The organism is Kitasatospora sp. NPDC096077, assembly GCF_040303245.1.
Classification (GTDB): Bacteria; Actinomycetota; Actinomycetes; order Streptomycetales; family Streptomycetaceae; genus Kitasatospora.
In genome coordinates this window covers 1-23,560 of the sequence record NZ_JBEOSV010000102.1, presented here as the reverse complement: position 1 = coordinate 23,560, position 23,560 = coordinate 1, and the positions used below count along the sequence as shown (strand labels likewise).

General features: G+C 74.1%; 23 protein-coding genes. 13 read left to right on the top strand and 10 right to left on the bottom strand.

The genetic code is table 11. From position 1 onward, the window contains the following. Nucleotides 1-1,286: hypothetical protein (locus tag ABTZ03_RS41820; RefSeq protein WP_350518500.1), on the bottom strand; the 1,286-nt coding region annotated here is incomplete at its 3' end. Between the two features lie 145 nt (nt 1,287-1,431). Continuing rightward, a complete protein-coding gene (locus tag ABTZ03_RS41815; RefSeq protein WP_350518499.1) occupies nt 1,432-2,394 on the bottom strand; it encodes an FAD-dependent oxidoreductase in 963 nt (320 codons plus the stop codon). Nucleotides 2,395-2,575: 181 nt separating this feature from the next. On the opposite strand from ABTZ03_RS41815, the gene ABTZ03_RS41810 reads away from it, so the two are divergent. The 4 genes from ABTZ03_RS41810 to ABTZ03_RS41795 all read left to right on the top strand — a co-directional run bounded on the left by ABTZ03_RS41810 (nt 2,576) and on the right by ABTZ03_RS41795 (nt 5,189). After that, on the top strand, nt 2,576-3,508 hold the full coding sequence (locus ABTZ03_RS41810) for a LysR family transcriptional regulator (protein WP_350518498.1): 933 nt from the start codon (nt 2,576-2,578) through the stop codon (nt 3,506-3,508). 133 nt (nt 3,509-3,641) lie between these two features. After that, entirely contained in the window at nt 3,642-3,851 is a 210-nt protein-coding gene (locus ABTZ03_RS41805; RefSeq protein WP_350518497.1) for a hypothetical protein, read from the top strand. 197 nt (nt 3,852-4,048) lie between these two features. Further along, entirely contained in the window at nt 4,049-4,702 is a 654-nt protein-coding gene (locus ABTZ03_RS41800) for a 4'-phosphopantetheinyl transferase family protein (RefSeq protein WP_350518496.1), read from the top strand. Between the two features lie 103 nt (nt 4,703-4,805). Continuing rightward, nucleotides 4,806-5,189 carry a barstar family protein gene (locus ABTZ03_RS41795; RefSeq protein WP_350518495.1) on the top strand — a complete coding sequence of 128 codons (384 nt, stop codon included), beginning with the start codon at nt 4,806-4,808 and terminating at the stop codon, nt 5,187-5,189. A gap of 10 nt (nt 5,190-5,199) precedes the next feature. Here ABTZ03_RS41795 and ABTZ03_RS41790 read toward each other — a convergent pair whose 3' ends face one another. Next, the gene (locus ABTZ03_RS41790) at nt 5,200-5,865 is read right to left on the bottom strand and encodes a polysaccharide deacetylase family protein (RefSeq protein ID WP_350518494.1); all 666 of its coding nucleotides are present in this window, start codon (nt 5,863-5,865) and stop codon (nt 5,200-5,202) included. Between the two features lie 524 nt (nt 5,866-6,389). Between ABTZ03_RS41790 and ABTZ03_RS41785 the strand changes: the two genes are divergently transcribed. Further along, nucleotides 6,390-8,045: a CehA/McbA family metallohydrolase gene (locus tag ABTZ03_RS41785; RefSeq protein ID WP_350518493.1), complete on the top strand. Its 1,656-nt coding sequence runs from the start codon at nt 6,390-6,392 to the stop codon at nt 8,043-8,045. Nucleotides 8,046-8,259: 214 nt separating this feature from the next. Continuing rightward, entirely contained in the window at nt 8,260-8,790 is a 531-nt protein-coding gene (locus tag ABTZ03_RS41780; RefSeq protein ID WP_350518492.1) for a hypothetical protein, read from the top strand. Nucleotides 8,791-8,801: 11 nt separating this feature from the next. On the opposite strand, the gene ABTZ03_RS41775 is transcribed toward ABTZ03_RS41780, so the two are convergent. After that, nucleotides 8,802-9,311 carry a DinB family protein gene (locus ABTZ03_RS41775; protein ID WP_350518491.1) on the bottom strand — a complete coding sequence of 170 codons (510 nt, stop codon included), beginning with the start codon at nt 9,309-9,311 and terminating at the stop codon, nt 8,802-8,804. Nucleotides 9,312-9,456: 145 nt separating this feature from the next. Between ABTZ03_RS41775 and ABTZ03_RS41770 the strand changes: the two genes are divergently transcribed. Both ABTZ03_RS41770 and ABTZ03_RS41765 read left to right on the top strand, forming a co-directional pair. Beyond that, a complete protein-coding gene (locus tag ABTZ03_RS41770) occupies nt 9,457-10,047 on the top strand; it encodes a hypothetical protein (protein WP_350518490.1) in 591 nt (196 codons plus the stop codon). Between the two features lie 176 nt (nt 10,048-10,223). Beyond that, nucleotides 10,224-11,036: a class I SAM-dependent methyltransferase gene (locus ABTZ03_RS41765; RefSeq protein ID WP_350518489.1), complete on the top strand. Its 813-nt coding sequence runs from the start codon at nt 10,224-10,226 to the stop codon at nt 11,034-11,036. Between the two features lie 151 nt (nt 11,037-11,187). On the opposite strand, the gene ABTZ03_RS41760 is transcribed toward ABTZ03_RS41765, so the two are convergent. Further along, nucleotides 11,188-12,522 (bottom strand): MFS transporter, encoded by a 1,335-nt coding sequence (locus ABTZ03_RS41760; RefSeq protein ID WP_350518488.1) that lies wholly within the window; start codon nt 12,520-12,522, stop codon nt 11,188-11,190. Between the two features lie 207 nt (nt 12,523-12,729). On the opposite strand from ABTZ03_RS41760, the gene ABTZ03_RS41755 reads away from it, so the two are divergent. The 4 genes from ABTZ03_RS41755 (at nt 12,730) to ABTZ03_RS41740 (ending at nt 17,189) form a co-directional block, all read left to right on the top strand. Beyond that, nucleotides 12,730-14,094 carry a condensation domain-containing protein gene (locus ABTZ03_RS41755; RefSeq protein ID WP_350518487.1) on the top strand — a complete coding sequence of 455 codons (1,365 nt, stop codon included), beginning with the start codon at nt 12,730-12,732 and terminating at the stop codon, nt 14,092-14,094. A 34-nt stretch (nt 14,095-14,128) separates the two neighbouring features. Further along, nucleotides 14,129-15,247 carry an alkene reductase gene (locus tag ABTZ03_RS41750; protein WP_350518486.1) on the top strand — a complete coding sequence of 373 codons (1,119 nt, stop codon included), beginning with the start codon at nt 14,129-14,131 and terminating at the stop codon, nt 15,245-15,247. Nucleotides 15,248-15,257: 10 nt separating this feature from the next. Further along, nucleotides 15,258-16,244: an NAD-dependent epimerase/dehydratase family protein gene (locus ABTZ03_RS41745; protein WP_350518485.1), complete on the top strand. Its 987-nt coding sequence runs from the start codon at nt 15,258-15,260 to the stop codon at nt 16,242-16,244. Nucleotides 16,245-16,379: 135 nt separating this feature from the next. Beyond that, nucleotides 16,380-17,189, top strand: coding sequence for an AAC(3) family N-acetyltransferase (locus ABTZ03_RS41740; protein WP_350518484.1), 810 nt, complete (start codon nt 16,380-16,382; stop codon nt 17,187-17,189). 86 nt (nt 17,190-17,275) lie between these two features. On the opposite strand, the gene ABTZ03_RS41735 is transcribed toward ABTZ03_RS41740, so the two are convergent. From ABTZ03_RS41735 to ABTZ03_RS41720, 4 genes are all read right to left on the bottom strand, one after another. Next, nucleotides 17,276-18,814 (bottom strand): M1 family metallopeptidase, encoded by a 1,539-nt coding sequence (locus ABTZ03_RS41735; RefSeq protein WP_350518483.1) that lies wholly within the window; start codon nt 18,812-18,814, stop codon nt 17,276-17,278. 158 nt (nt 18,815-18,972) lie between these two features. After that, entirely contained in the window at nt 18,973-19,845 is an 873-nt protein-coding gene (locus ABTZ03_RS41730; protein WP_350518482.1) for a sulfurtransferase, read from the bottom strand. Between the two features lie 131 nt (nt 19,846-19,976). Next, nucleotides 19,977-20,303: a hypothetical protein gene (locus ABTZ03_RS41725; protein ID WP_350518481.1), complete on the bottom strand. Its 327-nt coding sequence runs from the start codon at nt 20,301-20,303 to the stop codon at nt 19,977-19,979. Between the two features lie 175 nt (nt 20,304-20,478). Continuing rightward, nucleotides 20,479-21,342 (bottom strand): polysaccharide deacetylase family protein, encoded by an 864-nt coding sequence (locus ABTZ03_RS41720; protein WP_350518480.1) that lies wholly within the window; start codon nt 21,340-21,342, stop codon nt 20,479-20,481. Between the two features lie 254 nt (nt 21,343-21,596). Between ABTZ03_RS41720 and ABTZ03_RS41715 the strand changes: the two genes are divergently transcribed. Further along, on the top strand, nt 21,597-22,457 hold the full coding sequence (locus tag ABTZ03_RS41715) for an SAM-dependent methyltransferase (protein ID WP_350518479.1): 861 nt from the start codon (nt 21,597-21,599) through the stop codon (nt 22,455-22,457). A 26-nt stretch (nt 22,458-22,483) separates the two neighbouring features. On the opposite strand, the gene ABTZ03_RS41710 is transcribed toward ABTZ03_RS41715, so the two are convergent. Further along, entirely contained in the window at nt 22,484-23,341 is an 858-nt protein-coding gene (locus tag ABTZ03_RS41710) for a DNA-formamidopyrimidine glycosylase family protein (RefSeq protein ID WP_350518478.1), read from the bottom strand. Nucleotides 23,342-23,560: the final 219 nt, after the last annotated feature.

The window sequence follows — 23,560 nt, the reverse complement described above, 5'->3', positions numbered from 1 at the left end:
GACGGTGGCACCGCCGCCGGGCGCGGCGGTGCCACCGGAGGCGGGGGTATCGAAGGCGGCGGAATCGAAGGCGGGGGTGTCGAGGGCGGGGGTGTCGAAGGCGCAGCCGGCGGCGCGACCCCCCAGACATCGACCCCCCAGACCGCGAGCCCCGCGACCAGCCCCTCGAACTCGTACCCGCACTCCCCGCAGCGGAGCAGCGCCCCCTCCGTCCGCATGTCCCCGCAACCCGGGCAGAAGGTCACCGGCTGTTCGTCGGCCGAGGTGCTCTCGCAGCGCGAGCAGATGAACTCCGGGTCGCTCTTCCCCTGTTGGAGGAACGCCCCGACGATCTGGAACGGGTGGATCTCACCGTCCTTGCTGTGCGCCGCGCGCACCACCGACGAGATCATCTTCAGTCGGCGCTTCCGTTCCCGCAGCCGTTTGAGGTCCAGGTTGACCACCTTGGTCTGCCGACAGTCCCGGCAGGTGCACAGGGTCCGGACGGGCAGCCGGGAGCGGATCCCGAACTGCCGGTACAGGAACTCGAAGGCCGCCCGCCGCTCCTCCCCGACCGGTATCTCCACCAGGCCCAGCCCGACGGCCGCCAACCGTCCCTCCACCTCGGCCGCCAACCCCGCGACCTCGGCGCCGAGTTGCTCCGGCACGCCGTCCGGTCGGCGGCCCATCATCACCGGGATCGCCAGCAGCGCGGCGACGGCGGTCCGGTCCAGCGTGACGACGCCCTCCCGGGAGCGGAAGACCACGCCCTCGACGCCGCCCCACAGCGACGGCCCGGTCGCCCGGGGACCGCCCGAGAGCCGCTCGTTGACCATCGCCGTCACCCCGCCGACCACCCGCTGCCCGGCCTGGTGGTGCCGGGCCAGGGTCTCCGACCCGGGCCCGCCGGCCCACCAGCGGGGCTGCGGGAAGCCCGCCGCGGCGGCGGGGTCGAGGCCGGTCAGGGCCTGGTCGAGGGCGAACAGCGCGCCCTGGTACGCCGACACGTACGGCGACTGCACGCCCAGCGCGACCACCGAGACGGCCCGGTCGGTCAGGTGCACGAACAGCGTGGTGTGCTCGGCCCCGCCGGGGTCGGCGGCGATCCGGAGCCGTACCGCGAGCGGGACTTCGTCGGGCAGCAGCAGCGCGGACCGGACGACCGAGCCGCGCCGGGCCTCCACCACGGTGGCCTGCTCGGAGGTGACCTGGAAGCCGAGCGCGCGCAGCGCCGCCACGGCGGCGATCCGGACGCGTGCGGCGTCGGCGCGGACGCGGCGCTCGGCGTCCAGGGTGATCGAGGCCAAGACTCCTCCGTAGGACGGGAAGCAGCGGGAAGAAGGACGGGTCCGTGGTGCCCGCAGGAGGACAGGACGCCCTGGGCGCCCAGGGACGGTCCGGGAGTCTAACCGCGAACGTCGAACCCCGCATGACGATGCGTCATCATCGACGTCAGCCCGCCGGCACCGCCCCCACCAGCTCCGCCACCGCGTCCGCGCACCCCCAGCTCAGCGTCACCCCCGCCCCGCCGTGCCCGTAGTCGTGCACGGTCCGCAGCCCGTCCGCGCCCTCCTCCGCCTCCAGCCGCACCCCGCCCCGGCGGTCCGGCCGCAGCCCCACCGGGCAGCCGATGATCTCGGCCCCGCGCAGCTCCGGGACGTGCACCGCGCAGCGGGCGAGGATGGCCTCCGCCGTCGCCCGGTCACCGCCGAGGTCCCACACGTCCTCCTCGAAGGTGCCGCCGAGGACCACGTCCGTGCTGCGCGGGTGGACGTAGGTGTAGCCGGCCGGTTCGTCCTGGATCCGCAGCGAGGCCCGCAGACCGGGGTTGCGCACCAGCACGAGCTGTCCGCGCACCGGCCGCAGCGCCTGGTCCCCGCAGAGCTGCCGGGCGCCCAGCCCACCGGCGTTGACCACCACGGGTGCCCAGGCCCGGGCCTGCCGGAGGGTGTCGAGCCGGCGGTGGACGACCTCGCCCCCGGCGTCCAGGAAGCGGCCGAGCAGCCAGGGCAGGTAGCGCGGCATCTCGACCGTCGGGGCGGTGAACCGCCAGCCGTCCGCGTACGCCGGGGCCAGCTCGGCCGGTTGCAGCCGGTGCAGGTCCGGGACCCCGGCGCCCCACCAGGGCACCTCCTCCGGCTGCCGTCGCAGCGCGGGCATCCAGGTGTCGCGCAGGACGACCCCGGGCACGCCGGCCCGGGCCTGCCGGGCGAGTTCGGCGTAGGTGGCCGCGGACCAGGCCGCGACCCGCTCGCCCGCCTCGACCCCGACCGGGTACCAGACGGCGGCCGCCACGGCCGAGACCGTGGACAGCAGTCCGTCCGCCGTCACCACCACGACCCGCAGCCCGCGTTCCTGCAGCCGCACGGCGGCGGTGAGCCCGATGACCCCGCTGCCGACCACCACGACGTCCATGCCGATCCCCCTCCCGGTCGGCCGCCGACCCGCCGTCGGCGACCGGGTTCCAGGAAAGCGGGACGGCCCGCCGGGCGTCCAAGACCAGTTCCACCACCCGGCGATAAGCCGGCCTTCTCACCGCTGGAAACCGGCCCCCCGGCGACTGCTGCCGCCCGTGCCACCGGCCTACCATCGACCGGTGGACCTTCACCGCATGCGCTACTTCTCCGTGCTGGCCGAGGAGTTGAACTTCACCCGGGCCGCCCGCCGACTGCGGGTGGCGCAGCCGGCGCTGAGCCAGCAGATCAAGGCGCTGGAGCGGCAGCTCGGCGTCCAGCTGGTCGAACGCACCAGCCGGGGCTGCACCCTGACCCCGATCGGCGGCGCGGTCGCCGCGGAGGCCCGGGAGCTGCTGCGGCTGGTGGCCGAGGCGGACCGGCGGATCACGGCGGTGGCCCGGGGGCAGCAGGGCAGCCTGCGGGTGGCGTACACGCGCTCGGCCCGGGGCGGGGTGTCGGAGACCCTGATGACCGAGTTCCGCAGCCGCTACCCGCAGGTGGACGTCGCCCTGCAGACCGGCTGGACGGCCCACAACGTCGGCGAACTGCTCGCCGGGCGACTGGACGCGGCCTTCGTCCGCCCGCCGCTGGACGTCCCCGAACTGGCCTGCCGGATCATCGCCGAGGAGGAACTGCTGCTGGCCGTGCCCAGCGGCCACCCGCTGGCCCGCGGCCGCGGCCGGCTCGCCCCGGACGGCTTCCGCGACGAGCCGGTGGTGCTGTGGCCGCGCGCCAACGGCCCCGGGATGCACGCGTCGATCACCGGACAGCTGTGGCCCGACCGGCCGCCCCGGATCGTCCGGGAGGAGCCGGACGACGAGCAGTTGCTGCTGGCGGTGGCGGCGGGCCACGGCATCGCGCCGATCCCGGAGGGCCGGGCGCGGGTCTTCCGGATCCCCGGCGTGAGCCTGCGCCGCCTGGCCCGCCCGGTGCCGACGGTCACCCTGGGGCTCGCCCACCACCCGCGGACGGCCTCCCCGGCGGTCCAACTCCTGCTCGCCATGGCACCGTTGCCACCCGGCCCCGCCCCGGCGGCGGGTACCGACCGACCTACCGACCGACGTACCGGCTGACGTACCGACCGCCGTACCGGCTGACGTACCGACCGAAGCACCGATACGGCCGAAGGGGCGACGAGGCGTGACCGCTCCGACCCGACGGGAGTTGACCGGCCGTCACCCCCGTCTGCCCCGGAGGTCCGCCCCCATGCGCACCGCACTCGCCGCCCTGCTCCTCGCCGCCGCCCTGGCCCCGGCCGTCGCCGTCGCCCCCTCGGCCGCCGCGACGCAGAACTCCGCGACGCCGCGGGCGGTGAACCAGGGCTACAGCATCCCGGTCGGCGGCGTCACCGACCTCGGCGCCCTGCCCGTCCTCGGCAGCCTCGGACTGGACTTCGCCCACCTGCTCGGCCAGTGACGGTCGCACCACTCACGCCGCCCACACCGCACCGTTCACGCCGCCCACACCGCACCGTTCACGCCGCCCACACCGCACCGCCGACGGCCGGGAGCGGGCGGGCACGGCTTGCCGAAGATCGCGGACCGCGGCCACCCGCCCGGGCTAGGCTCGACCCGCGCGGTGCGCCGCCGCGCCGCCGACCGAGGGGGGAACACGTGATCGGGGACCTGCTGCCGGACGTCGTGGTGACCGAGGTGGCCTACGACGACCCGCCCGAGGCGCGGTTGGAGCCCGCCGAGGAGGCCGTGATCGCCCGGGCCGTGGACAAGCGCCGCCGCGAGTTCACCACCGTCCGGCACTGCGCCCGCACCGCGCTGACCCGCCTCGGCGTCCCGTACGTCCCGCTCGTCCCCGGCCTGCGCGGCGCGCCGAGCTGGCCGGACGGCGTGGTCGGCAGCCTCACCCACTGCGACGGCTTCCGCGCGGCCGCCGTCACCCGGGCCGGCGCCCTGGCCTCCGTCGGCATCGACGCCGAGCCCGCGCTGCCGCTCCCGGAGGGCGTGCGGGAGTCGATCGCCCTGCCGGTCGAGCGGCAGCGGCTGGCGAAGCTCGCCGCCGAGCACCCGGACACCCCGTGGGACCGCATCCTGTTCAGCGCCAAGGAGTCGGTCTACAAGACCTGGTTCCCGCTGACGCAGCTGTGGCTGGACTTCCACGAGGCCGAGCTGGACCTCGTCCCCGACGGCACCTTCACCGCCCGGCTGCTGGTGCCCGGCCCGGTGGTGGCCGGCCGCCGGCTCGACGGCTTCCAGGGCCGCTGGGCGGTCCGCGACGGGCTGCTCGCCACCGCGATCGCCGTCCGCCCGTAGGGCCCGTCCGCGCCGCCGGAGTCGCCGGAACCGCGGCCGTCGATCACCGGACCGTCACCGCCCGTCGCCCGCCCGTTCGCCGGCCGGGCATATCCTCGACCGCGTGACGGTGACCTATGTGATCGACGGCGGGAAGATCGGCGACCTGGAGGACTTCTGGGACGCGGTCGGGAAGGCGCTCGGCGCCGACGGCTACTTCGGCCGCAACCTGGACGCCTTCGCCGACTGCCTGGGCGGCGGCTACGGCACGCCCGAGGACGGCGACTACGTCATCGAGTGGCGCGACCACGAGGCCTCCCGGCGCGCGCTCGGCTACCCGGAGACGGTCCGCCAGCTGGAGCGCCGGCTCGCCCGGGTGCACCCGACCAACCGCGCGCAGGTCGCGGCCGAGCTGGCCGCCGCCCGGGCGGGCCGGGGCCCGACGGTCTTCGACTGGCTGGTCGACGTCATCGAGGAGCGCCACCCGGGCGGCCTCCGGCTGGCCTGACCGCCCCCGTTCAGAGCACGTCGGAGAGCCGGACGAACCGCCGCCCGGCCGCCAGCAGCCCCGGCAGCGCCGCCGTCACCCCGGCGGCGGTGCCGCGGCCCGGCTGGTTCATGTGCCCGATGACGATCGCCCCCGGCGGCGCCGAGGCCACCTCCTGCCGCACCTCGCCGGCCGGGAGCGTCGCCCCGCCGTCCGCGTTCACGGTGAACCCGGCGATCCGTTCGCCCAGGTCGGCGACCACCCGGGTGGCGACGTCGTCGTAGTACGCGGTGCCGGAGCGGAAGAACCGCGGCGGCCGCCCGAGCAGCTCGGTCAGCTTGAGGGCGTTGCCCGCCACCTCGTCGTACACCTCGCCGACCCCGCCCGTTCCGGCGATCCCCTCCGCCGAACGGCCGGTCACCGAGAGCGGACGGTGGACGGTGCCGTGGTTGCCGATCTCGAACAGCGGGTCGGCGGCGAGCTGCTCGAAGGTCTGCGGGTTGGCGTCGATCCAGCGGGCGTTCAGGAACAGCGTGGCGGGGACGTCGTGCGCGCGCAGGAAGTCGATCAGCTCGGCGTCGTAGCGGCTCCCGCCGGGGCCCCCGCAGGCGTCGAAGGTGAGCGCCGTCGCCTGCTCGCCCTCCGGCAGCGCGGTGACCACCCCGGGGAGGTCCAGGCCCCATGCGGTCGGCGTCACGCCCCCGTAGCGCTGGACCAGCTCCGCCCGGCCCGGCTCCCGGGCCGCCGCGGGCGTGGCGGTCCCCGTAGCGGACGGTGTGGCGGACGGCGTAGCAGACGGTGTGGCAGACGGCGCAACGGAGGCCGTGCCGGACGCCGTCCCCGCCGGGGATACCGCCGGCGGGTCGGCCGCGCCGCCCCCCGTCGTACCCCGCCCCCGTCCGCACCCCGCCAGCGCGCCCCCGGTCACCACCGCCGCCAACAGCGTCCGCCGACTCAGCGTCACACCAGCCTCCCGACCGACCCGTTGCTATATGTCGTACCAACTGACTACATGACTATGAACCGACCATTCGTCACTCCCCGCAACTCGCCCGGACCCACCGTCCGGACCACCGGCCGGACCGCATCCGAACCGCGCCCGCTCCCCGCCCGGGCCCCTTTCACCGACCCGCCCCACCCCGGTGGGCCCCACCTCACCCCCGGTTCACCCCCCGGGGTAGGCCACCCTGTGGACCCGCCCACCCCAGCCCGGAGGCCCCGATGCCCGCCGACCCCACCCCGCCCCCGAACCCCGCCGAGCAACCCCGCCCCGCCGAGCAACCCCGCCCCACCGAGCAGGCCGACCCCGCCGGGCAACCCCGCCCCGCCCGCCGCGACCTGCTCCGCACCGGCCTCGCCACCGGCGCCGCCACCGCCCTCGGCCTGGCCGCCACCAGCGGCTCCGCCACGGCCGCCCCGAACCCGAAGCCCGCCCCGACCGGCGCCGACCGCACCCTCACCCTCACCGGCCACCTCCCCACCGGCGCCCCCGACTTCGTCTACCTCCCGGTCGAAGTCCCGGACGGCGTCCGGGAGATCGCCGTCTCCTACGGCTACGACAAGCCGCAGGTCCCGCCCGGCACCCCCGGCAACTCCTGCGACATCGGCATCTTCGACGAGCGCGGCACCGACCTCGGCGGGGACGGCTTCCGCGGCTGGTCCGGCGGCTTCCGCACCGAGTTCGCCGTCGCCCGCGACACCGCCACCCCCGGCTACCTCCCCGGCCCGGTCAACCCGGGCACCTGGCACGTCGTGCTGGGCCCGTACCAGGTCGCCCCGCAGGGCCTGGACTACCGCGTCCAGGTCACCCTGCGCTTCGGCGAGCCCGGGCCCGAGTTCACCCCGCACTACCCGCCGGACCGCGCCCGCGGCCGCGGCCGGGCCTGGTACCGGGGCGACTGCCACCTGCACACCGTGTACTCCGACGGCCGTCGGCTGCCCGAGGAGGTCGCCGCCGGAGCACGCGCGGCCGGCCTGGACTTCATCGTCTCGACCGACCACAACACCAGTTCCTCGCACGCCGTCTGGGGCCCGCTGGCCGGCCCCGACCTGCTGATCGTCCCGGGCGAGGAGATCACCACCCGCAACGGCCACTGGCTGGCCCTCGGCCTGGAGCCCGGCCAGTTCGTCGACTGGCGCTACCGCTCCCGGGACGAGGAGTACCCGCGCTTCGTCCGCCAGGTCCACCGCTCCGGCGGCCTGGTGGTGCCCGCGCACCCGTACTGCCCGTACGTCGCCTGCCAGTGGAAGTTCGGGTACGAGCACGCCGACGCCGTCGAGGTGTGGAACGGCCCCTGGACGTACGACGACGAGTCGGCCGTCGACACCTGGGACGCCCAGCTCGCCGTGGCCCTGCGGGAGGGCCGCTCCTGGCTGCCCGCGATGGGCAACAGCGACGCCCACAGCGCGCCCCAGGTCATCGGCCTGCCCCACAACGTCGTCCTCGCCGAGGACCTCACCCGGGACGCCGTCCTGGACGGGCTGCGCGCCGGGCACAGCTGGCTGGCCGAGTCCGCCGCCGTCACGCTCGACCTCACCGCCACCGGGAACGGCCGTCAGGCGGGCATCGGCGAGGAGCTGACCGTCCCGGCCGACGCCCCGGTGGACGTCCGGCTGACGGTCTCCGGGGTCCCCGGCGGCACCGTCCGGCTGCTCACCGACGAGGGCCAGCTGCACCAGGAGTCGCTGCCCGCCGACGGCTCCGGCACGGTGGTCTGGCGCACCACCGCCTCGCTCGCCGCCTACGTCCGCGCCGAGGTCCGCCACCCGAGGGCGGACGGCACTCCGGGCAAGGGCAACACCATGGGCGGGGACCTCCCCTGGGGCCCGATGGCGGCGCTCACCAACCCGATCGTGCTGCGCGCCGAGGAGCGCTGAGCCCGCCCGGCGACCCGCCCACGGGCCGGGAGGGGGACGACTCGGGGCACCCGTTTGGACTAGGTTGATCCCCGAAACGCATCAGTCGTAGGGACGAGGCGGTCGGCTGTCCGCATCCGGGCCGACCGGCTCCTTCGCACTCCCACCGCCCCGCCCCGGCTGCCCGTCCATGTCCGTCCCGACCCGTCCCCGGCCCGCGAAGGGATCAGCAGCTGTGAACCGTACGACCGTAGGTGGGCCGGAGCTCGGGGCCGGCCGGGGCGCCGGGGGCGTCCTCGTCCTCGTCGACCCCGCCGGGACCTCCGGGGCCTCCGGGACGTCCGGGACCTCCGACGACCGAACGGGCGGCAGCCCGGTCGCGGAGCTGCTCGCCCAGGAGCTGCACCCCAGCGTCCACCTGCGGACGGACGACTTCCTCCAGGTCATCCGCAACGGCCGGCTGTCCCCTCAGGCCCCCGGGGCCGACCGGCAGCAGGTCACCGCGCTGGCGGCCGCCGCCCAGGCCGCCTTCGCCTACGCCACCGGCGGCTACCAGGTCGTGGTCGAGTGCGCCGAGGCCCCCGCCACTCTGGACACCTTCCGCCGGGAGAGCCGCACCACCGGCGCCGCCCTCCACTACGTGATCCTCACCACCGCGGCCCCCGGCGCCCCGCACGAGCTCGACACCGGCGCCCTCACCCCGGACACCGCCGCCAAGTCCGTCCTCGCCGCCCTCACCGCCCGCACCCACCTCCTCGGCTGGTAGCCCCAGGGCGGCTACGCCCCCACCACCCCGTCGATGGCCTCGCGCAGGAAGTCGGCGTGCCCGTTGTGCCGGGCGTACTCGTGGATCAGGTGCAGCATCACCAGGCGCAACGACACGTCGGCGTCCCAGCGCGGCTGGTGGCCGGTGACGTCGAGCGAGGGCGCGGCGAGCTCGATCCGGCGGGAGTGCTCGACCTCGGCCTGCCAGGCGGCGAAGGCCTCGGCCCGGGTGGCCCCGCCCGTCTCGTAGGCGACCTGGTAGTCGCCGTCCGCGGACCAGACCAGCGGGACGTCCTCACCGTCGATCACCCGGCGGAACCAGGTGCGCTCCACCTCGGCCATGTGCCGCACCAGGCCGAGCAGGCTCAGCGTGGACGGCGGGCTGGAGCGCTGCCGCAGCTGCTCGTCGGTGAGTCCCTCGCACTTCATCGCGAGGGTCGCCCGGTGGTAGTCCAGGAAGCCGCGCAGCATCTCGCGCTCGCCGCCGGTCAGCGACGGTACGGGTCGGGTGTCGGTGCTCATGGGTCGTCGCTCCTCTTGATCGGGTCCCGATCCGATCTCGACCGGATCCCGGCGGACTGTAGCGAACGGACGACCCGGCCGGACAGCGCGTTTCCGACCCCCGGCGCACCACTTGACCGACACCTTGCCTATCCTTGGTCATCTCTTGACCAGAATCGCACACACCTGGCCGCCCATGCCCGACGCCCCTCCCGCCCCGCGCCGCCGCGTCCGCCCGCTCACCGCCGCGGCCGCCGTCGCCGCGCTGATGACCGCCTCCGCCGTCGGCGGCTACTGGCTGCGGAGTGCCGACGACGGGCTCGACTACGTCAACGACTACGTCGGCCACCCCCCGCTGCGCGTGGTCGGCTACCCCTCCACCGGCAGCCTGGAGCTCACCCAGCGGATCGTCTGGCGCCTCGCCGACGGATCCTCGGGCGCCCTGGCCGGACTCGCCACCTCCGACGGCTCCGCCCGCGAGGCCCTGGCCACCGCCGACAACTGGGTCGCCGCCTTCGGCGCGGGTGCCCGGGGCGCGGTGACCGCCGACTTCTACGACGAGGGCTCGGTGCGCCAGACCGTGGTCCTCTACTTCCACGACACCGGCCTGCGCAAGCAGTTGACACTGCGCCTCGACGGCCCCGCGGGCGCCGACGGCTGGAAGGTGCTGCTGCGCGAACCCGATCCCGAGAAGGCCGCCGCGCCGCCCACCTGGGCCCCGGAGACCCCCGGCGGCCGCAACTCCTCCGCGGGCTGACGCCACGGGCCGACTCCGCGGGCCGACCCCACAGGCCGACTCCGCGGGCCGAAACGACGCCGGGTCAACTCCGAACCCGGCCCGTCACGTACCGTGTTCGGAGCGCCACAGGTTTGGGTACGTACCCCCGCGCGCCCGATCGCCGGGCGGCTACCGAGCAGGAGACCCGACGACCCATGGACCACAACCACATCCCCCCGACAGTACGCCGGACGTACGGCACCGACGACCTGTCCAAGGCCGCCAGCTTCGCCGGCGGATTCATCAACTTCGGTGACTGGCACGGCATCGACCTGACCGCCCCGTCCCCCGACGACCGGGTGCACAGCCAGGAACAGCTCTACCGCCGGGTGCTGCGCGCCTACCCCGAGCCGCGCGAGCAGCTGCGACTGGCCGAGGTCGGCTGCGGGCGCGGACTCGGCGCGGCCCTGGCCCTACGGGAGTTCCGCTTCGCCGCCGTCACCGGTGTGGACATCCACCCCGACCAGATCGAACGCGCCCGTGCCGTCAACGCCCGCGCCCTGGCCACCTATCCGGACCGGCTCGGCTACACCATCGGCTCGGCCGGCCAACTCCCCTTCGCCGACGCCTCCCTGGACGGCGTGTACTCCGTCGAGGCCGCCCAGCACTTCCGCGAACTCACCAGCTTCGCCCGGGAGTCCGCCCGGGTCCTGCGCCCCGGCGGCCGGCTGGTGGTCACCACCTTCTTCGCCACCCCCGGCGCCGAGATCACCGAGCGGCTCAAGATCCTGCTCGCCAGCTTCGCCGACGGCCTCGACATCGCCCACCCCCTGGACGGATTCACCACCGACCTCGGCACCGCCGGCTTCGCCGAGGTCACCACCGAGTCCATCGGCCCCGACGTCTGGCCGGGCCTCGACCGCTACCTCACCGACGCCGTCCCCGCCGACCACTGGACCCGCAACTTCCTCCCCGCCTGGCGCCACGGCCTCATCGACTACCACCTCGTCACCGCCGTCCGCGCCTGAACCCGGCCCGCCGACCGACCACGCCGAGCGGGGCACCCCGCACCGGACAGCACACCAGGTGCCCCCGCTCCTCGGCTCCCTCGGTCTTCCCGTTCTCCCCGGCCCCCTCGGCCCCCTCGGCCCCCGCCGCCGCCGCGGCCTCCGAGTCCGGTCAGCCGACGGCCACCGTCGCCGCCGGAGCCCCCGAGACGCCCGCGCCGCCCGAGGCCTCGGAGGCCCCCGCCGCGGCCTCCAGCACCGCGAGCCGCCGCAGGCTCGCCCGACGCTGCACCGCCGCCAGGCCGGTGCAGGCCGCGCCGAGCCCCAGCCAGCCGATCGGTCCGGCCACCATCACCACGCCGGTCAGCAGCACCGGCCCCACCGACTTCTGCACCGACTGGGACATCCCCGCGACCCCCAGGTAGGAGGCCTGGGCGCGCGGCGGCGCGAGCGCGACGGCCAGCTCCCAGGAGCTCACCGAGCGCATCAGCTCCGCGAGCGTGACCAGCGCCGCCGCGGCCAGCAGCGCCAGCGAGGCGGTCAGCGGCCCGCCGCCGGTGGAGAGCGCGATCAGCAGGCAGCTGGCGAGCAGGATCACCCCGTACCAACCGACCGCCCTGGTCGCCCCGCCGGGGCGTTCGGCCCAGGCGGAGACGCGCAGTTGCAGCACCACCACCAGTGCGGTGTTGAGGGTCAGGAAGACCGGGACGACGGCGTGCGGCGCACCGGTGTGGTGGATCAGCCAGAGCGGCAGGCCGACGTTGAGGACCGAGTCGTCCAGGCACATCGGCAGGTCCAGCAGCACGAACAGCAGGTAGCCGCGGTCGCGCCAGGGGCTCGGCGCCGCAGCGGCGGCCTCCCGGCCCGCCGGGTCCGCCGGCCCGGCCCCCGCCTCGGCCACCAGCCCCCGCCCGGCCGGCTCCTCGGTGCGCCGGATCAGCACGGCGGCGAGCAGGTAGGAGAGCGCGTTGGCCACGATCAGGGCCCGGTAGGCGGTCGTGCTCCCCACCGCCAGGCCGAGCGCCGCGAAGCCGGTGCCGACCGCGTACCCGCCGTTGGCGACGCTGCGGAACAGCGCCTGGTAGGTGGCCCGCCGCTCGCCCGCGACCCGGGTGGCGAACAACATCTCCAGGGTCTTGGCGCCGCGCTCGGCCAGGCAGGTCAGGGCCACGGCCACCAGCAGCGCGGCGAAGTGGTCGACGACCAGCAGCAGCACCATGGTGGCGACCCGCAGCAGGTGGCAGCCGACCAGCAGCCCGCGTACCGAGAGCCGTTCGGCCGCCCGGCCGGCCAGCGGCGAGCCGATGATCCCGGCCACCGCGCCGACCCCGAGCAGCAGGCCGAGCCGCCCGGCGTCCATGCCGCACACATAGGTGAAGTAGAGCACCGAGGCCGCCGCCCACACCCCGGTGCCGGTCCGGTCCACGCCCTGCGCGAACAGCATGATCCGGGCGTCCCGCCCGCCCGGGGGCCGCCGCAGCTGCGCCCAGAGTCCGTTCCCCCGCATGACAGGCCCCCGTTTCACGTCCACCGTCAATCTCGACATCAAGATACTTCACATCGAGAGATCTCGGAACCCCCGTTCCGGACGTCACCGCAGCCCGGAGCCCCTCGACGCCCGACGGCCGGTGCGCCACACTCTCCCCAGCAGCACCCGCGCTCCCAACGCACCGGCACCGACGAACCGAACCACCGCCCAACGGAGAGCCACACGGTGACCACACGCCAACTGCTGGAGATCGCGTTCTCGTCCGGCCGGTCCGGGACCGGACCGGCCACCTGGGGCCAACAGGCCATCTGGGACGCCGTCCGCCGACTGCCCCCGGCCGACGTGCCGCGCTACACCATCGCCACCGCCGCCGCACTGGACCCGGGCCTGCCGCTGCCCGTCCTGCTCGACGCCCTGGCCGCACTGCTGCGGCTGCACGACTCGCTGCACACCCGACTGCTCCCCCGTCCCGATCAGCGACTGCAGCAAGTCGTCGACCCGGAAGGCACGTTGACCGTGGAGCTGGAACGGCTGCCGAACGGCGCCGACCCGACCGAGGCCGGCGCCCGGCTGCACCGGGAGCTCGCCGAGCGCCCCTTCGACACCGCCGTCCAGTGGCCGATCCGGGTCGGCGCGGTGACGGTCGACGGACTGGTCCGGTACCTCAGCCTGGCGCTCTCCCACACCGCCGTGGACGGCACCGGGATGAACCGCCTGGTCGCCGACCTGTCCGCGCTCAGCCTCGGCACCTCCCCCGACGACCTCGCCAAGCTCCGCGAACCCGCCCAACAGCCGCTGGAGGAGGCCGAGTTCCAGCACTCCGAGCGCGGCCGGCGCCGCGACGAGGCCGCCCGCAAGCAGTTCCTGCGCAAGCTCCGCCTCGCCCCGCCCCGCCTCTTCCCGCAGCCCGACCCGGCCACGACCTCCGACCCGGCCGCGCGGCTTGAGCACTTCCCCAACGCCGTGCTGCGCTCGCCCGCCCTCCCCCGCGCGGTCGAACGGGTCGCCGCCGCCCACCGGGTGAGCACCTCCTCCGTCCTGCTCGCGGCCACCGCCGCGATGACCGCCCGACTGGCCGGCCGCACCGAGGCCGTGCTCGGCGTCGTGGTCAACAACCGCTTCCTGCCCGGGCTGGCCGACGCGGTGAGCGTGGTCGCCGGCGACGGACTCTTCCACCTCCCGGACGCCACCGCCGAGTTCGGCGACGTGGTGCGCCGCACCCACGCCGCCGCGATCGGCACCTACCGGCACGCCTACTTCGACAAGCTCGCCCTGGCCGCCGAGACCGAACGGCTCACCGCCGAGGGCGTGCCGCTGGCCGACCGCTCCTGCGTCTTCAACGACACCCGCGACCTGCTCCCGGCCGCCCCCGCGCCGGGCGAGCAGGGCACCACCCTCAGCTGGCCGGTCGAGTTCGAGCCGCGCCCCGGCCTGACCTACGCCCTGGACGCCCTGCAGTCCCCGGAGGCGCTGAGCCTCGCCATGACCGCCGACCCGGCCGTGCTCCCACGTCCCGAGATGGCCCGATTCCTCTACGGCATCGAGGAGTTGATCCTCACCGAAGCCGCCCGGGGCGCCCACACCGGTTGAACCTGACACCGATGTCAGGTTCTACCGTACCGGCATGTCCACCACCGAATCCCTGCTCAGCCCGTACCGCCTCGGCGGGCTCGACCTGCCCAACCGCATCGTCATGGCCCCGATGACCCGCTACCGGGCCGCCGAGGACGGTACGCCGCTGCCCGTCGTCGCCGACTACTACGCCCAGCGTGCGAGCGCCGGACTGATCGTCAGCGAGGGCATCTGGCCCAGCCGGGCCGGCCAGTCCGGCTGGCGGCTGCCCGGCCTGGAGACGCCCGCGCACGTGGCCGGCTGGCGCGCCGTGACCGAGGCCGTGCACGCGGCCGACGGGCGGATCGTCGCCCAGCTGATGCACGGCGGCCGCCAGGGCCACCCGCTGAACCGGCTGCTCGGCGACGTCCCGGCCGGCCCCTCCGCCGTCCCGGCCCCGGGCCCGGTGCACGTCCGGGACGGCGGCAAGGCCGAGGCCGTCACCCCGCGCGCCCTGACCAGGGACGAGATCCACCGGACGATCGCCGACCACGTCACCGCCGCCCGCAACGCGCTGGCCGCCGGCTTCGACGCCGTCGAGCTGCACGGCGCCAACTCCTACCTGATCCACCAGTTCCTGGCCGACAACACCAACCTGCGCACCGATGAGTACGGCCCGGGCACCCTCGCCGACCGGCTCCGCTTCCCGGTCGAACTGGTCACCGCCGTCGCCGAGGAGGTCGGCCCGCACCGCCTCGGCCTGCGCCTCTCCCCCGGCAACCCGCAGTTCGGCATGCACGAGGCCGACCCAGCCCCGGTCTACCGGGCACTGCTGGCCGAACTGGACGGCCTCGGCCTGGCCTACCTCCACCTCACCGACAACGACGACTACCCGGCCCTGGCCGACCTGCGCCCCCGCTGGTCCGGCCCGCTGATCGCCAACGTCGGCGAGAACCGCGCCGCCACCGACCGCGCCCGCGGCGAGGCGGTCCTCGCCGCCGGCCTCGCCGACCTGGTCTCCTACGGCCGCACCTTCATCGCCAACCCCGACCTGCCGGAACGATTCGCCACCGGCGCCCCGCTCACCCCCGTCGACGAGACCCACCTCTACGGCCAGCAGGCCACCGGCTACACCGACTACCCGAAACTCTCTCCCACCCTCCGAGAAAACGGACTTGACCCCGAGTCCTAGCCTGGAGGCCATGCGCATCCTCCTCCTCGGCGGCACCTCCTTCGTCGGCCGCGCGATCGCCGCCGACGCCCTGAGCAGCGGTGCCGAGGTCACCCTCTTCCACCGCGGCAGGACCAACCCGGGCCTCTTCCCCGAGGCCCGCCACCTCCTCGGCGACCGCGACACCGGCGACTACTCCGCGCTGCGCGGGGGAGGTTGGGACGCCGTGGTGGACGTCAGCGGCTACCGCCCGCGCCAGGTCGGCCAGGCCATGGCCGCCCTCGGCGACCGGGTCGGCCGCTACCTGTTCGTCTCCAGCCACGCGGTCTACCGACAGGACGGACCCGCCGACCGCTCCGACGAGTCCGCCCCGCTCCGCGAGCCGCTGCGCGAGGCCGAGGAGCTGACCGACGAGACCTACGGCCCGCTCAAGGTCGCCTGCGAACAGGACGTCACCGCCCGCTACGGCGACCGGGCGACGATCGTGCGCCCCGGAAAGGTCGCCGGGCCGTACGACGAGCAGCGCGGACTGACCTACTGGGTCCGCCGGGCCGCCCGCGGCGGCCGGATCGCGCTGCCCGGCCGCCCCGAGCAGCCGGTCCAGCTGGTCGACTCGCGCGACCTGGCCCGGCTCGTGGTCCGCCTGCTCCAGGACGACCGGCCGGGCGCCTTCCACGCCGTCGGCCCGGCCGAACCGACCACCCTGGGCGGGCTGATCGCCACCTGCGCCGAGGCCGCGGGCACCGAGGTCGAGATCGTCCCGGTCCCGCCGGAGAGCGCCCCGCCGTTCTTCCCGCTGGTCCGGGCCGAACCGCTCTGGCCCGGACAGCGGCGCGACCCCGCCCGGGCCCGGGCCGCCGGCCTGCCCGCCACCCCGCTCGCGGTGACCGCCGCCGACGTACTCGCCTGGGACCGCGGCCGCGGCGAACCGCCGCTCGACCACGGCTTCACCCCCGAGCAGGAGGCCCTGCTGCTGGCCGGACACCGCGGCCCGACGGTGGACCGACGGGTGGACTGACGGAGGGTACCCCCCTCCTGACCGATTGTCAGTGCCACCCGCTAGGGTCGCCCTCGAACGGAAATCGCACCACACCGGTACGAATCCGCATCAGCGCGCCCAGAAGACCCAGCACCACCGTCACCAGGGGGGACCATGACCACTCCGGGCAGCAGCCCGCTCACCACCGCCGACCTCGTGGACGGCTGGCACCGGGTCGGGGTCCGCCCCGGCATGGCACTGATCGTGCACTCCTCGCTCTCTTCCCTCGGCCGGGTCGAGGGCGGGGCGGCGGCCGTGGTGGCGAGCCTGCGCGAGGCCGTCGGCCCGGGCGGCACGGTGGCCGTCCCCGCCTTCACCGGCAGCACGGTCTGCGACCCGGCGCCCTACCACGCCGGCCTTCCCAGCCCCAAGATCGCCGAACTCCGCGCCGCCGTACCGCTGTTCCACGCCGACCTGCCCTCCCCGATGGGCGCCGTCGCCGAGGCGCTGCGCGCCCTGCCGGAGAGCCTGCGCAGCACCCACCCGCAGGCCTCGGTCGCCGCCGTCGGCGCCCATGCCCGGGAGGTCACCGCCCGCCGCTCGCTCGGCTGGGCGGTCGGCCGGGAGTCGCCCTTCGGTGCCCTGCACGACCTCGGCGGGTATGTGCTGCTGGTCGGCGTCGGCCACAACCGCAACACCTTCCTGCACTACGCCGAGACCTTCGCGCCGAACCGCCGGCTCAAGCTGCGCCGCTTCCCGATGGAGATCCAGGGCGAGCGGGTGTGGATCGAGGCGCCCGACGTCGGCAACGACAACGACACCCACTTCCCGGTGGTGGGGCGGGAGTTCGAGGCGCACGCGGGCATCCGCGAGGTGCTGGTCGGCACCGCGCCCTGCCGGCTGGTCCCGGTCCGCGAGCTCATACCCTTCGCCGTCCGCCGCCTCACCGAACTGCTCGCGGCGGACGGCCCCGGAGCGGCGTAGCCCGGCCGCCCGTTCGCGCTCCCGTACCTCCCGTACCGAGCGCGAACAGCCGACCGGGCCACGCCCGTCACCTCACCGCACGGCCGTCAGCGCGTCCCCGCGTGCACGGAGGTGCTCTCCTGGATCTGCTTCCAGGACTTCGGCTCCACCAACGCCTTCACGTCGTCCCGGGCCGCATCCGCGTGCGCCCCCGGCGCCAGCGCGGCCGGGGCCGCCGCACCCGGCACCACCGGTCCGACGGCCGGCTTCGCGGGGGTGAACAGCCAGGTCTTGAAGAGGTCCCCGAGCTTCTGCCCGGACACCTTCTCCGCGTACGCCTGGAACTCCGCGATGGTCGCGTTGCCGTACTTGCGCTCGGTCGGCCAACCCTTGAGGATCTTGAAGAACTTCTCGTCCCCGATGGTGTTGCGCAGCGCCTGGATGGCCACCGCGCCCCGGTCGTACACCGCGCTGGAGAACTGGTTGTCCGGGCCCGGGTCACCGGGCTTGACGCTCCAGAAGGGGTCCTCGGCCGGGTGCGAGGCGTAGATGTAGTCGGCGACCTCCTGCGCGGTGCCCTCGTTCTCGTGCTCGGACCAGAGGAGTTGGGCGTACCGGGCGAAGCCCTCGTTCAGCCAGATGTCGCTCCAGCGCGAGAGCGAGACGCTGTCGCCGTACCACTGGTGCGCCAACTCGTGTACCACCACGGAGGTGTTGGTGCCCTTGGCGAACTGCTTGGGGCTGTAGAAGACCCGGGTCTGGGTCTCCAGGGCGTAGCCGGTGGGCACGTTGGGCACGTAGCCGCCGACCGAGCTGAACGGGTAGTCGCCGAAGTAGCCGCTCAGCCAGTCCACCAGCTCGCCGGTGCGCTCGACGCTCGCCCGGGCGGCGTCCGCGTTGTCGCCGAGGTCCTTGCTGTACGCGTTGTAGACCGGCAGCCCGCTCGCGGTGGTGTCGGTGGTGATGTCGAACTTCCCGACCGCCAGAGTCGTCAGGTACGTCGCCTGCGGCTTGTTCTCGCGCCAGCTGTACCGGGTCCAGCCGGCCTGCGAGCTGGTGCCGGTCAGCACGCCGTTGCTGATCACCTGGTTGCCGTCCGGCACCTGCACCGAGACGTCGTAGGTGGCCTTGTTGCTCGGGTGGTCGTTGCTCGGGTACCACCACCAGGCGGCCTCGGGCTCGTCGGCCGCCACCGCGCCGTCCGGGGTGCGGTGCCAGGCGGTGAACCCGTACTTCTTCACCGTCGACGGCACGCCCTTGTAGCGGACCACCACGGTGGCCTGGCTGCCCTTGGCCAGCGGCCGGGCCGGGGTGATCACCAGCTCCTGCTCACCGCTGGTGGTGAAGGTCGCGGGCCGGCCGTTGACCCGCACCTCGGAGACGTTCAAGGCGAAGTCGAGGTCGAACCGGGAGAGGTCCTGGGTCGCCGTGGCGAGGATGGTGGTGGTGCCCTCCAGCTCGTCGGTCGCGGGCTGGTACTTCAGCCGGATGTCGTAGTGCGAGACGCGGTAGCCGCCGTTGCCGTAGGTGGGGTAGTAGGGGTCGCCGATCCCGGCCGCGCCGGGTTGGAAGTCCGTGGCCGAGGCGGGGACGGCCAGGAACAGGCTCAGGGCACTCGCGGCGGAGACGATCAGCCTCTTGCGCAACGTGGTCCTCCAGGATCACCGGATCGATTGGGTCGGATCGATCCTTGTCCCGGCAGCCCGCCGCCCACTCCCCGATTGTGAGATGTTCATGAAAAGAAACGCGCCGAAATGACGCCGCCGCAGCAACGTCACCGGCCCCGCCCGCCCCGCCCGTCCGCTCAGGCCCCCAGCACCACCGGCGCCCGCACCAGCGAGCCGTACTCGGTCCACGAGCCGTCGTAGTTCTTCACGTGCGGGTACCCGAGCAGCTCACTCAGCGCGAACCAGGTGTGCGCCGAGCGCTCCCCGATCCGGCAGTAGGCGATCACCTCACGCTCCGCGGAGACCCCCCGGCCCCCGTACAGCTCCCGCAGCTCCGCCGCCGACCGGAACGACCCGTCGTCGTCGGCCGCCTGCGACCAGGGCACATTGACCGCACCGGGGATGTGCCCCGGCACCTGGGCCTGCTCCTGCGGCAGGTGCGCCGGCGCGATCAGCTCGCCCCGGAACTCCGCCGGGGAGCGGACGTCCACCAGCACCGCGTCCGCGCCGGGCTTGGCGAACACCTCGGCCTTCGCCAGCACCTCGTCCCGCAACGCCCGCAGCTCCGGCCGCTCCGGCCCGGTCAGCCGGAAGTCCGAGTGCTGGTAGTCCATCACCTCGTGGGTGAGCTCCCGCCCCTCCAGCTCCCACTTCTTGCGCCCGCCGTCCAACAGCTTCACCGGCCCGTAGCCGCGCAGCCGCAGCAGCCAGAACGCATAGGCCGCGAACCAGTTGTTGTTGCCCCCGTACAGCACCACCGTGCTGTCGTCCTCCACCCCCGCCGCCCGCAACAGCCGCTGGACGCCCTCCCGGTCGGCGTAGTCCCGCCCCACCTGGCTGTGCAGCTCAGTGGTCCAGTTCCACCCGACCGCCCCGGGGATGTGCCCCCGCTCATACGCCTCGGTGTCCTCGTCCACCTCGACCACCCGGACCGTCCCGTCGTCCAGGTGGCGGGCCAACCACTCCGTGTCGACCAGCGACTCGGGGTGCGCGTAGCCGTTGCCGGTCATCCCCGGACCTCCTTCGCACCACGCCCGACCACGGGCGGATCGCAGGAGCAGCAGGAGACACCGGCGACCGGGCCGGACAGTTCGACGCTACGCCGACCGCCCGGCCCGGGCCACCCCGTGCTCCCGGTCGCTCAGGAGAAGATCACCGAACGCAGCTTCAGCCGGTCGCCGCGCTTCGTTCCGGGGTCCAGCACGTAGAAGACATCACCGTTGCAGCCGAACTCCAGGAAGACCGTGGCCGTGGACTTGGTGAGGTTCTGCGGCGCGAAGGCCGGGTCGGCGTCGGTCGCCCCCTCCAGGTCGATGCACTTCTCGCTCTCCGGGTAGGCGAGCTCGGCCGGAACGCCCCTGCCGACCTTGTAGAGGAAAACACCGGTGGCGGCGTTCGCGGACAGCGGAACGGTGAGGACGAGGGCGACGGCACTGGCAGCGGCGACGACGGCATTGCGGAGACGCATGGGAAAGGGCCTTTCAGGTGGTACTCGCGGTACCTGGGGAATCGGTGCGAGATCACCTTAAAGGCCCAAAATCCGCAGAAACGGTTCTTCCAATCCACCCTTTCGAGTGGTTTAAACCGCAAAGCCATTACCCGAACCATCGGCATATGCAGCCGACATTCCGACTTCCCCATGATCAGTTCGGCGGAGCCGTGAAGGAGTACCCCTCGTCGATCAACACCGGCAGGTACGCCTTCAGCGCCGCCACCGTCTGCGAGCGGTCCCCGCCGCCGTCGTGATTGAGCACGATCGAGCCGGGCCGGACGTCCTTGAGCACGGTGTCGATGATCGACGCCGTCCCCGGCCGGGACCAGTCCCGCGGGTCCACCGTCCAGCTCATGTTCCGCAGCCCGAGGTCGGCGGCCACCTTGAGCGAGACCGGCGAGAAGTCCCCGCCCGGCGCCCGGAACCAGGTGGGCAGCCGCCCGGTGGTCCGGTGCAGCAGGTCGCTGGTCCGCTCCAGCTCGTCCCGGACCGCGCTCTCGGACATGTGCCGCAGGTCCGGGTGGGTCCAGGTGTGGTTGGCGATGTGGTGGCCCCGGTCCGCGATCTCCCGCACCAGCTCCGGGTGCTCGACGGCGCACTCCCCGACCAGGAAGAACGTCGCCCGGATCCCGTGCTGCTGGAGCAGGTCCAGCACCTGGGGCGTGTACCGGGGATCCGGCCCGTCGTCGATGGTGAGCGCCACCACCCGCTGCGACGGATCCAGGTCGTACACCGGCTTGCTCTCCGCCTCGCTGAGCGCCCTGCGGACCGGCTGCACCCCGTCGGGCGAGGACGAGGGCGGCACCGGCGAGGGCACCGGAGGCGAGCCGCTCGGCGTGAAGGGGACGGGGGACAGCGGAGCCGGGGAGGACGCCGCACCCGAGGGGACGAGCGCCGCCGGCACATCGCCCGCGGCCTGCGGATTCCCCGTAGCGGACGTGGCATCGGGGGCCTTCCAGGGGCTGCACCCGGCGGCCGCCCCGAGCAGCGACATCCCGGAGGCGACCAACAGCAACCTGCGCGAAGGGACCGGACCCTTAATCTGACGATCAGACAGCATTCTGAATGCTTGCCCCGCAGGTCATGCCCCCTCCCCGACAGCACCCCCTACGGCCCCGATCACCACTCCGACGGCCCACACCGAAGCCGTCCACACCCCGCCATCCCGGCCCGTCGACACCCCTTCCCCGACCGGACGCCCAGCCTCCCCCCGAGGCCGCTACACTGCGCCTTCACCAGTGTGATGATCTGCCATCAGAGGACGTGGCCATGACGACAAGTCAGGACTTCCCCCAGCAGGGCCCGCAGGACGACGATGCCGCCGAGCTCAGCCAGTGGGAACGTTTCGGCGTCGACACCACCACTCCCCACTCGGCCCGTGTCTACGACTACTGGCTGGGCGGCAAGACCAACTTCCCGCCGGACCGCGCCATGGGCCAGGCCATCGAGGAGGCCGTCCCGAGCGTCAAGGAGATGGCCAAGGCCAACCGCGCCTTTCAGGGCCGGGCGGTCCGCCACCTCGCCCAGGAGCACGGCATCCGCCAGTTCCTCGACCTCGGCACCGGCATCCCGACCTCCCCGAACACCCACGAGATCGCCGAGTCGGTCAGCCCCGGCACCCGGGTCGTCTACGTCGACAACGACCCCATCGTGCTCGCCCACGCCCGCGCCCTGATGGTCTCCAGCCCGGCCAGCCGCACCACCTACATCCACGCCGACCTGCGCAAGCCCGAGGAACTGTTCGCCGACCCGGCGCTCACCTCCACCCTCGACCTCACCCAGCCGGTCGGCCTGCTGATGATCGCCGTCCTGATGCTGATCGCCGACGAGGACGACCCCTGGGGCCGGGTCGCCGCCCTGCGCGACGCCCTCCCCGCCGGCAGCTGCCTCGCCCTCACCACCCCCACCGCGGACTTCGCCCCGGAGGCGGTCGGCAAGGTCGCCGAGGCCGCCCGGGCCGGCGGGATGACCCTCGTCCCCCGCGGCTACGAGGACGTGCTCCGCTTCTTCGACGGCTGGGACCTGATCGAACCCGGCCTCTCCCCGGTCCTCGCCTGGCGCCCGGACGGCGAGCCCCCGACCGACCCGAAGGCCGCCTACTACTGGGGCGGCGTCGCCATCAAGCGCTGACCCGCCCACCCGGCTGTTGAAGGAGGTCACTTCAACAGCCGGGACAGCCTCCGGTCCGCCAACAACTTGCCCCCGGTCTGGCAGGTCGGGCAGTACTGCAACGAGGAGTCCGCGAAGGACACCTCCCGCACCGTGTCCCCACAGACCGGACACGGCTGCCCGGCCCGCCCGTGCACCCGCAGCCCGAGCTTCTTCTCCGCCTTCAGCTCCCCCGCGGCCAGCCCCCGCGAGCGCTCCACCGCCTCCCGCAGGGTGCCGCCGAGCGCCTCGTACAACCGCGCCGCCTCCTCCTCCGTGAGGCTGGACGCCAGCTTGTACGGCGACATCCGCGCCGCGTGCAGCACCTCGTCCGAATAGGCGTTCCCCACCCCCGCCAGCACACTCTGGTCCCGCAGCACCCCCTTCAGCCGCCGCCGGTCCCCCCGCACCAAGGCGGCGAACTCCTCGAACCCCACCTCCAACGGATCCGGCCCCAACCGAGCCACCCCCGGCACCTCCCCCGGATCCCCCACCACATACACGGCGAGCCCCTTCTTCGTCCCCGCCTCCGTCAGATCGAACCCGCCCTCCCCCTCCAACCGCACCCGCAACGCCAACGGATTCCGCCCACCCGGCTTCACCGCCCCCACCGGCAGCACATCGCGCCACCGCAGCCACCCGGCCCGCGCCAGGTGCACCACCAGGTGCAACCCACCCACCTCAACGTCCAGAAACTTCCCCCCCCGCCCCACACCCCCCACCACCCGCCCCACCAACGCCGTCACCGGCGGGTCGTACGTCTTCAACGCACTGATCGCCACCGGCTGCACCCCGGCGATCACCCGCCCCACCAACCGCCCGGCCAGGAACGCGCTCAACGCCTCCACCTCAGGCAACTCCGGCATGCGCCCAGTCTCCCCCACCCCCCACGGGCGCGCAGGGCGAAGCCCACGCGCCCCCCAGCACCCCCACCTCCCCCCTCCCACCCCCTCCCACCCACCCACCCAGGCGAGAGGGACGCGCTGCGGGAGGGGGCGGTGGAGGGGGTGGGTGCGGAGAGGGGCGTGACGGGTGATTTTCAGACTGCCAACGGCGGCTGGGCATAAGCGGACAGGGTCGGCAGT

What these genes read in the sequence shown, in the direction of transcription:
- ABTZ03_RS41815 (WP_350518499.1), bottom strand. Translation starts at nt 2,394, where the DNA reads ATGGACGTCGTGGTGGTCGGCAGCGGGGTCATCGGGCTCACCGCCGCC.
- ABTZ03_RS41805 (WP_350518497.1), top strand. Translation starts at nt 3,642, where the DNA reads ATGCGCACCGCACTCGCCGCCCTGCTCCTCGCCGCCGCCCTGGCCCCG.
- ABTZ03_RS41785 (WP_350518493.1), top strand. Translation starts at nt 6,390, where the DNA reads ATGCCCGCCGACCCCACCCCGCCCCCGAACCCCGCCGAGCAACCCCGC.
- ABTZ03_RS41775 (WP_350518491.1), bottom strand. Translation starts at nt 9,311, where the DNA reads ATGAGCACCGACACCCGACCCGTACCGTCGCTGACCGGCGGCGAGCGC.
- ABTZ03_RS41765 (WP_350518489.1), top strand. Translation starts at nt 10,224, where the DNA reads ATGGACCACAACCACATCCCCCCGACAGTACGCCGGACGTACGGCACC.
- ABTZ03_RS41760 (WP_350518488.1), bottom strand. Translation starts at nt 12,522, where the DNA reads ATGCGGGGGAACGGACTCTGGGCGCAGCTGCGGCGGCCCCCGGGCGGG.
- ABTZ03_RS41750 (WP_350518486.1), top strand. Translation starts at nt 14,129, where the DNA reads ATGTCCACCACCGAATCCCTGCTCAGCCCGTACCGCCTCGGCGGGCTC.
- ABTZ03_RS41745 (WP_350518485.1), top strand. Translation starts at nt 15,258, where the DNA reads ATGCGCATCCTCCTCCTCGGCGGCACCTCCTTCGTCGGCCGCGCGATC.
- ABTZ03_RS41740 (WP_350518484.1), top strand. Translation starts at nt 16,380, where the DNA reads ATGACCACTCCGGGCAGCAGCCCGCTCACCACCGCCGACCTCGTGGAC.
- ABTZ03_RS41730 (WP_350518482.1), bottom strand. Translation starts at nt 19,845, where the DNA reads ATGACCGGCAACGGCTACGCGCACCCCGAGTCGCTGGTCGACACGGAG.
- ABTZ03_RS41725 (WP_350518481.1), bottom strand. Translation starts at nt 20,303, where the DNA reads ATGCGTCTCCGCAATGCCGTCGTCGCCGCTGCCAGTGCCGTCGCCCTC.
- ABTZ03_RS41715 (WP_350518479.1), top strand. Translation starts at nt 21,597, where the DNA reads ATGACGACAAGTCAGGACTTCCCCCAGCAGGGCCCGCAGGACGACGAT.
- ABTZ03_RS41710 (WP_350518478.1), bottom strand. Translation starts at nt 23,341, where the DNA reads ATGCCGGAGTTGCCTGAGGTGGAGGCGTTGAGCGCGTTCCTGGCCGGG.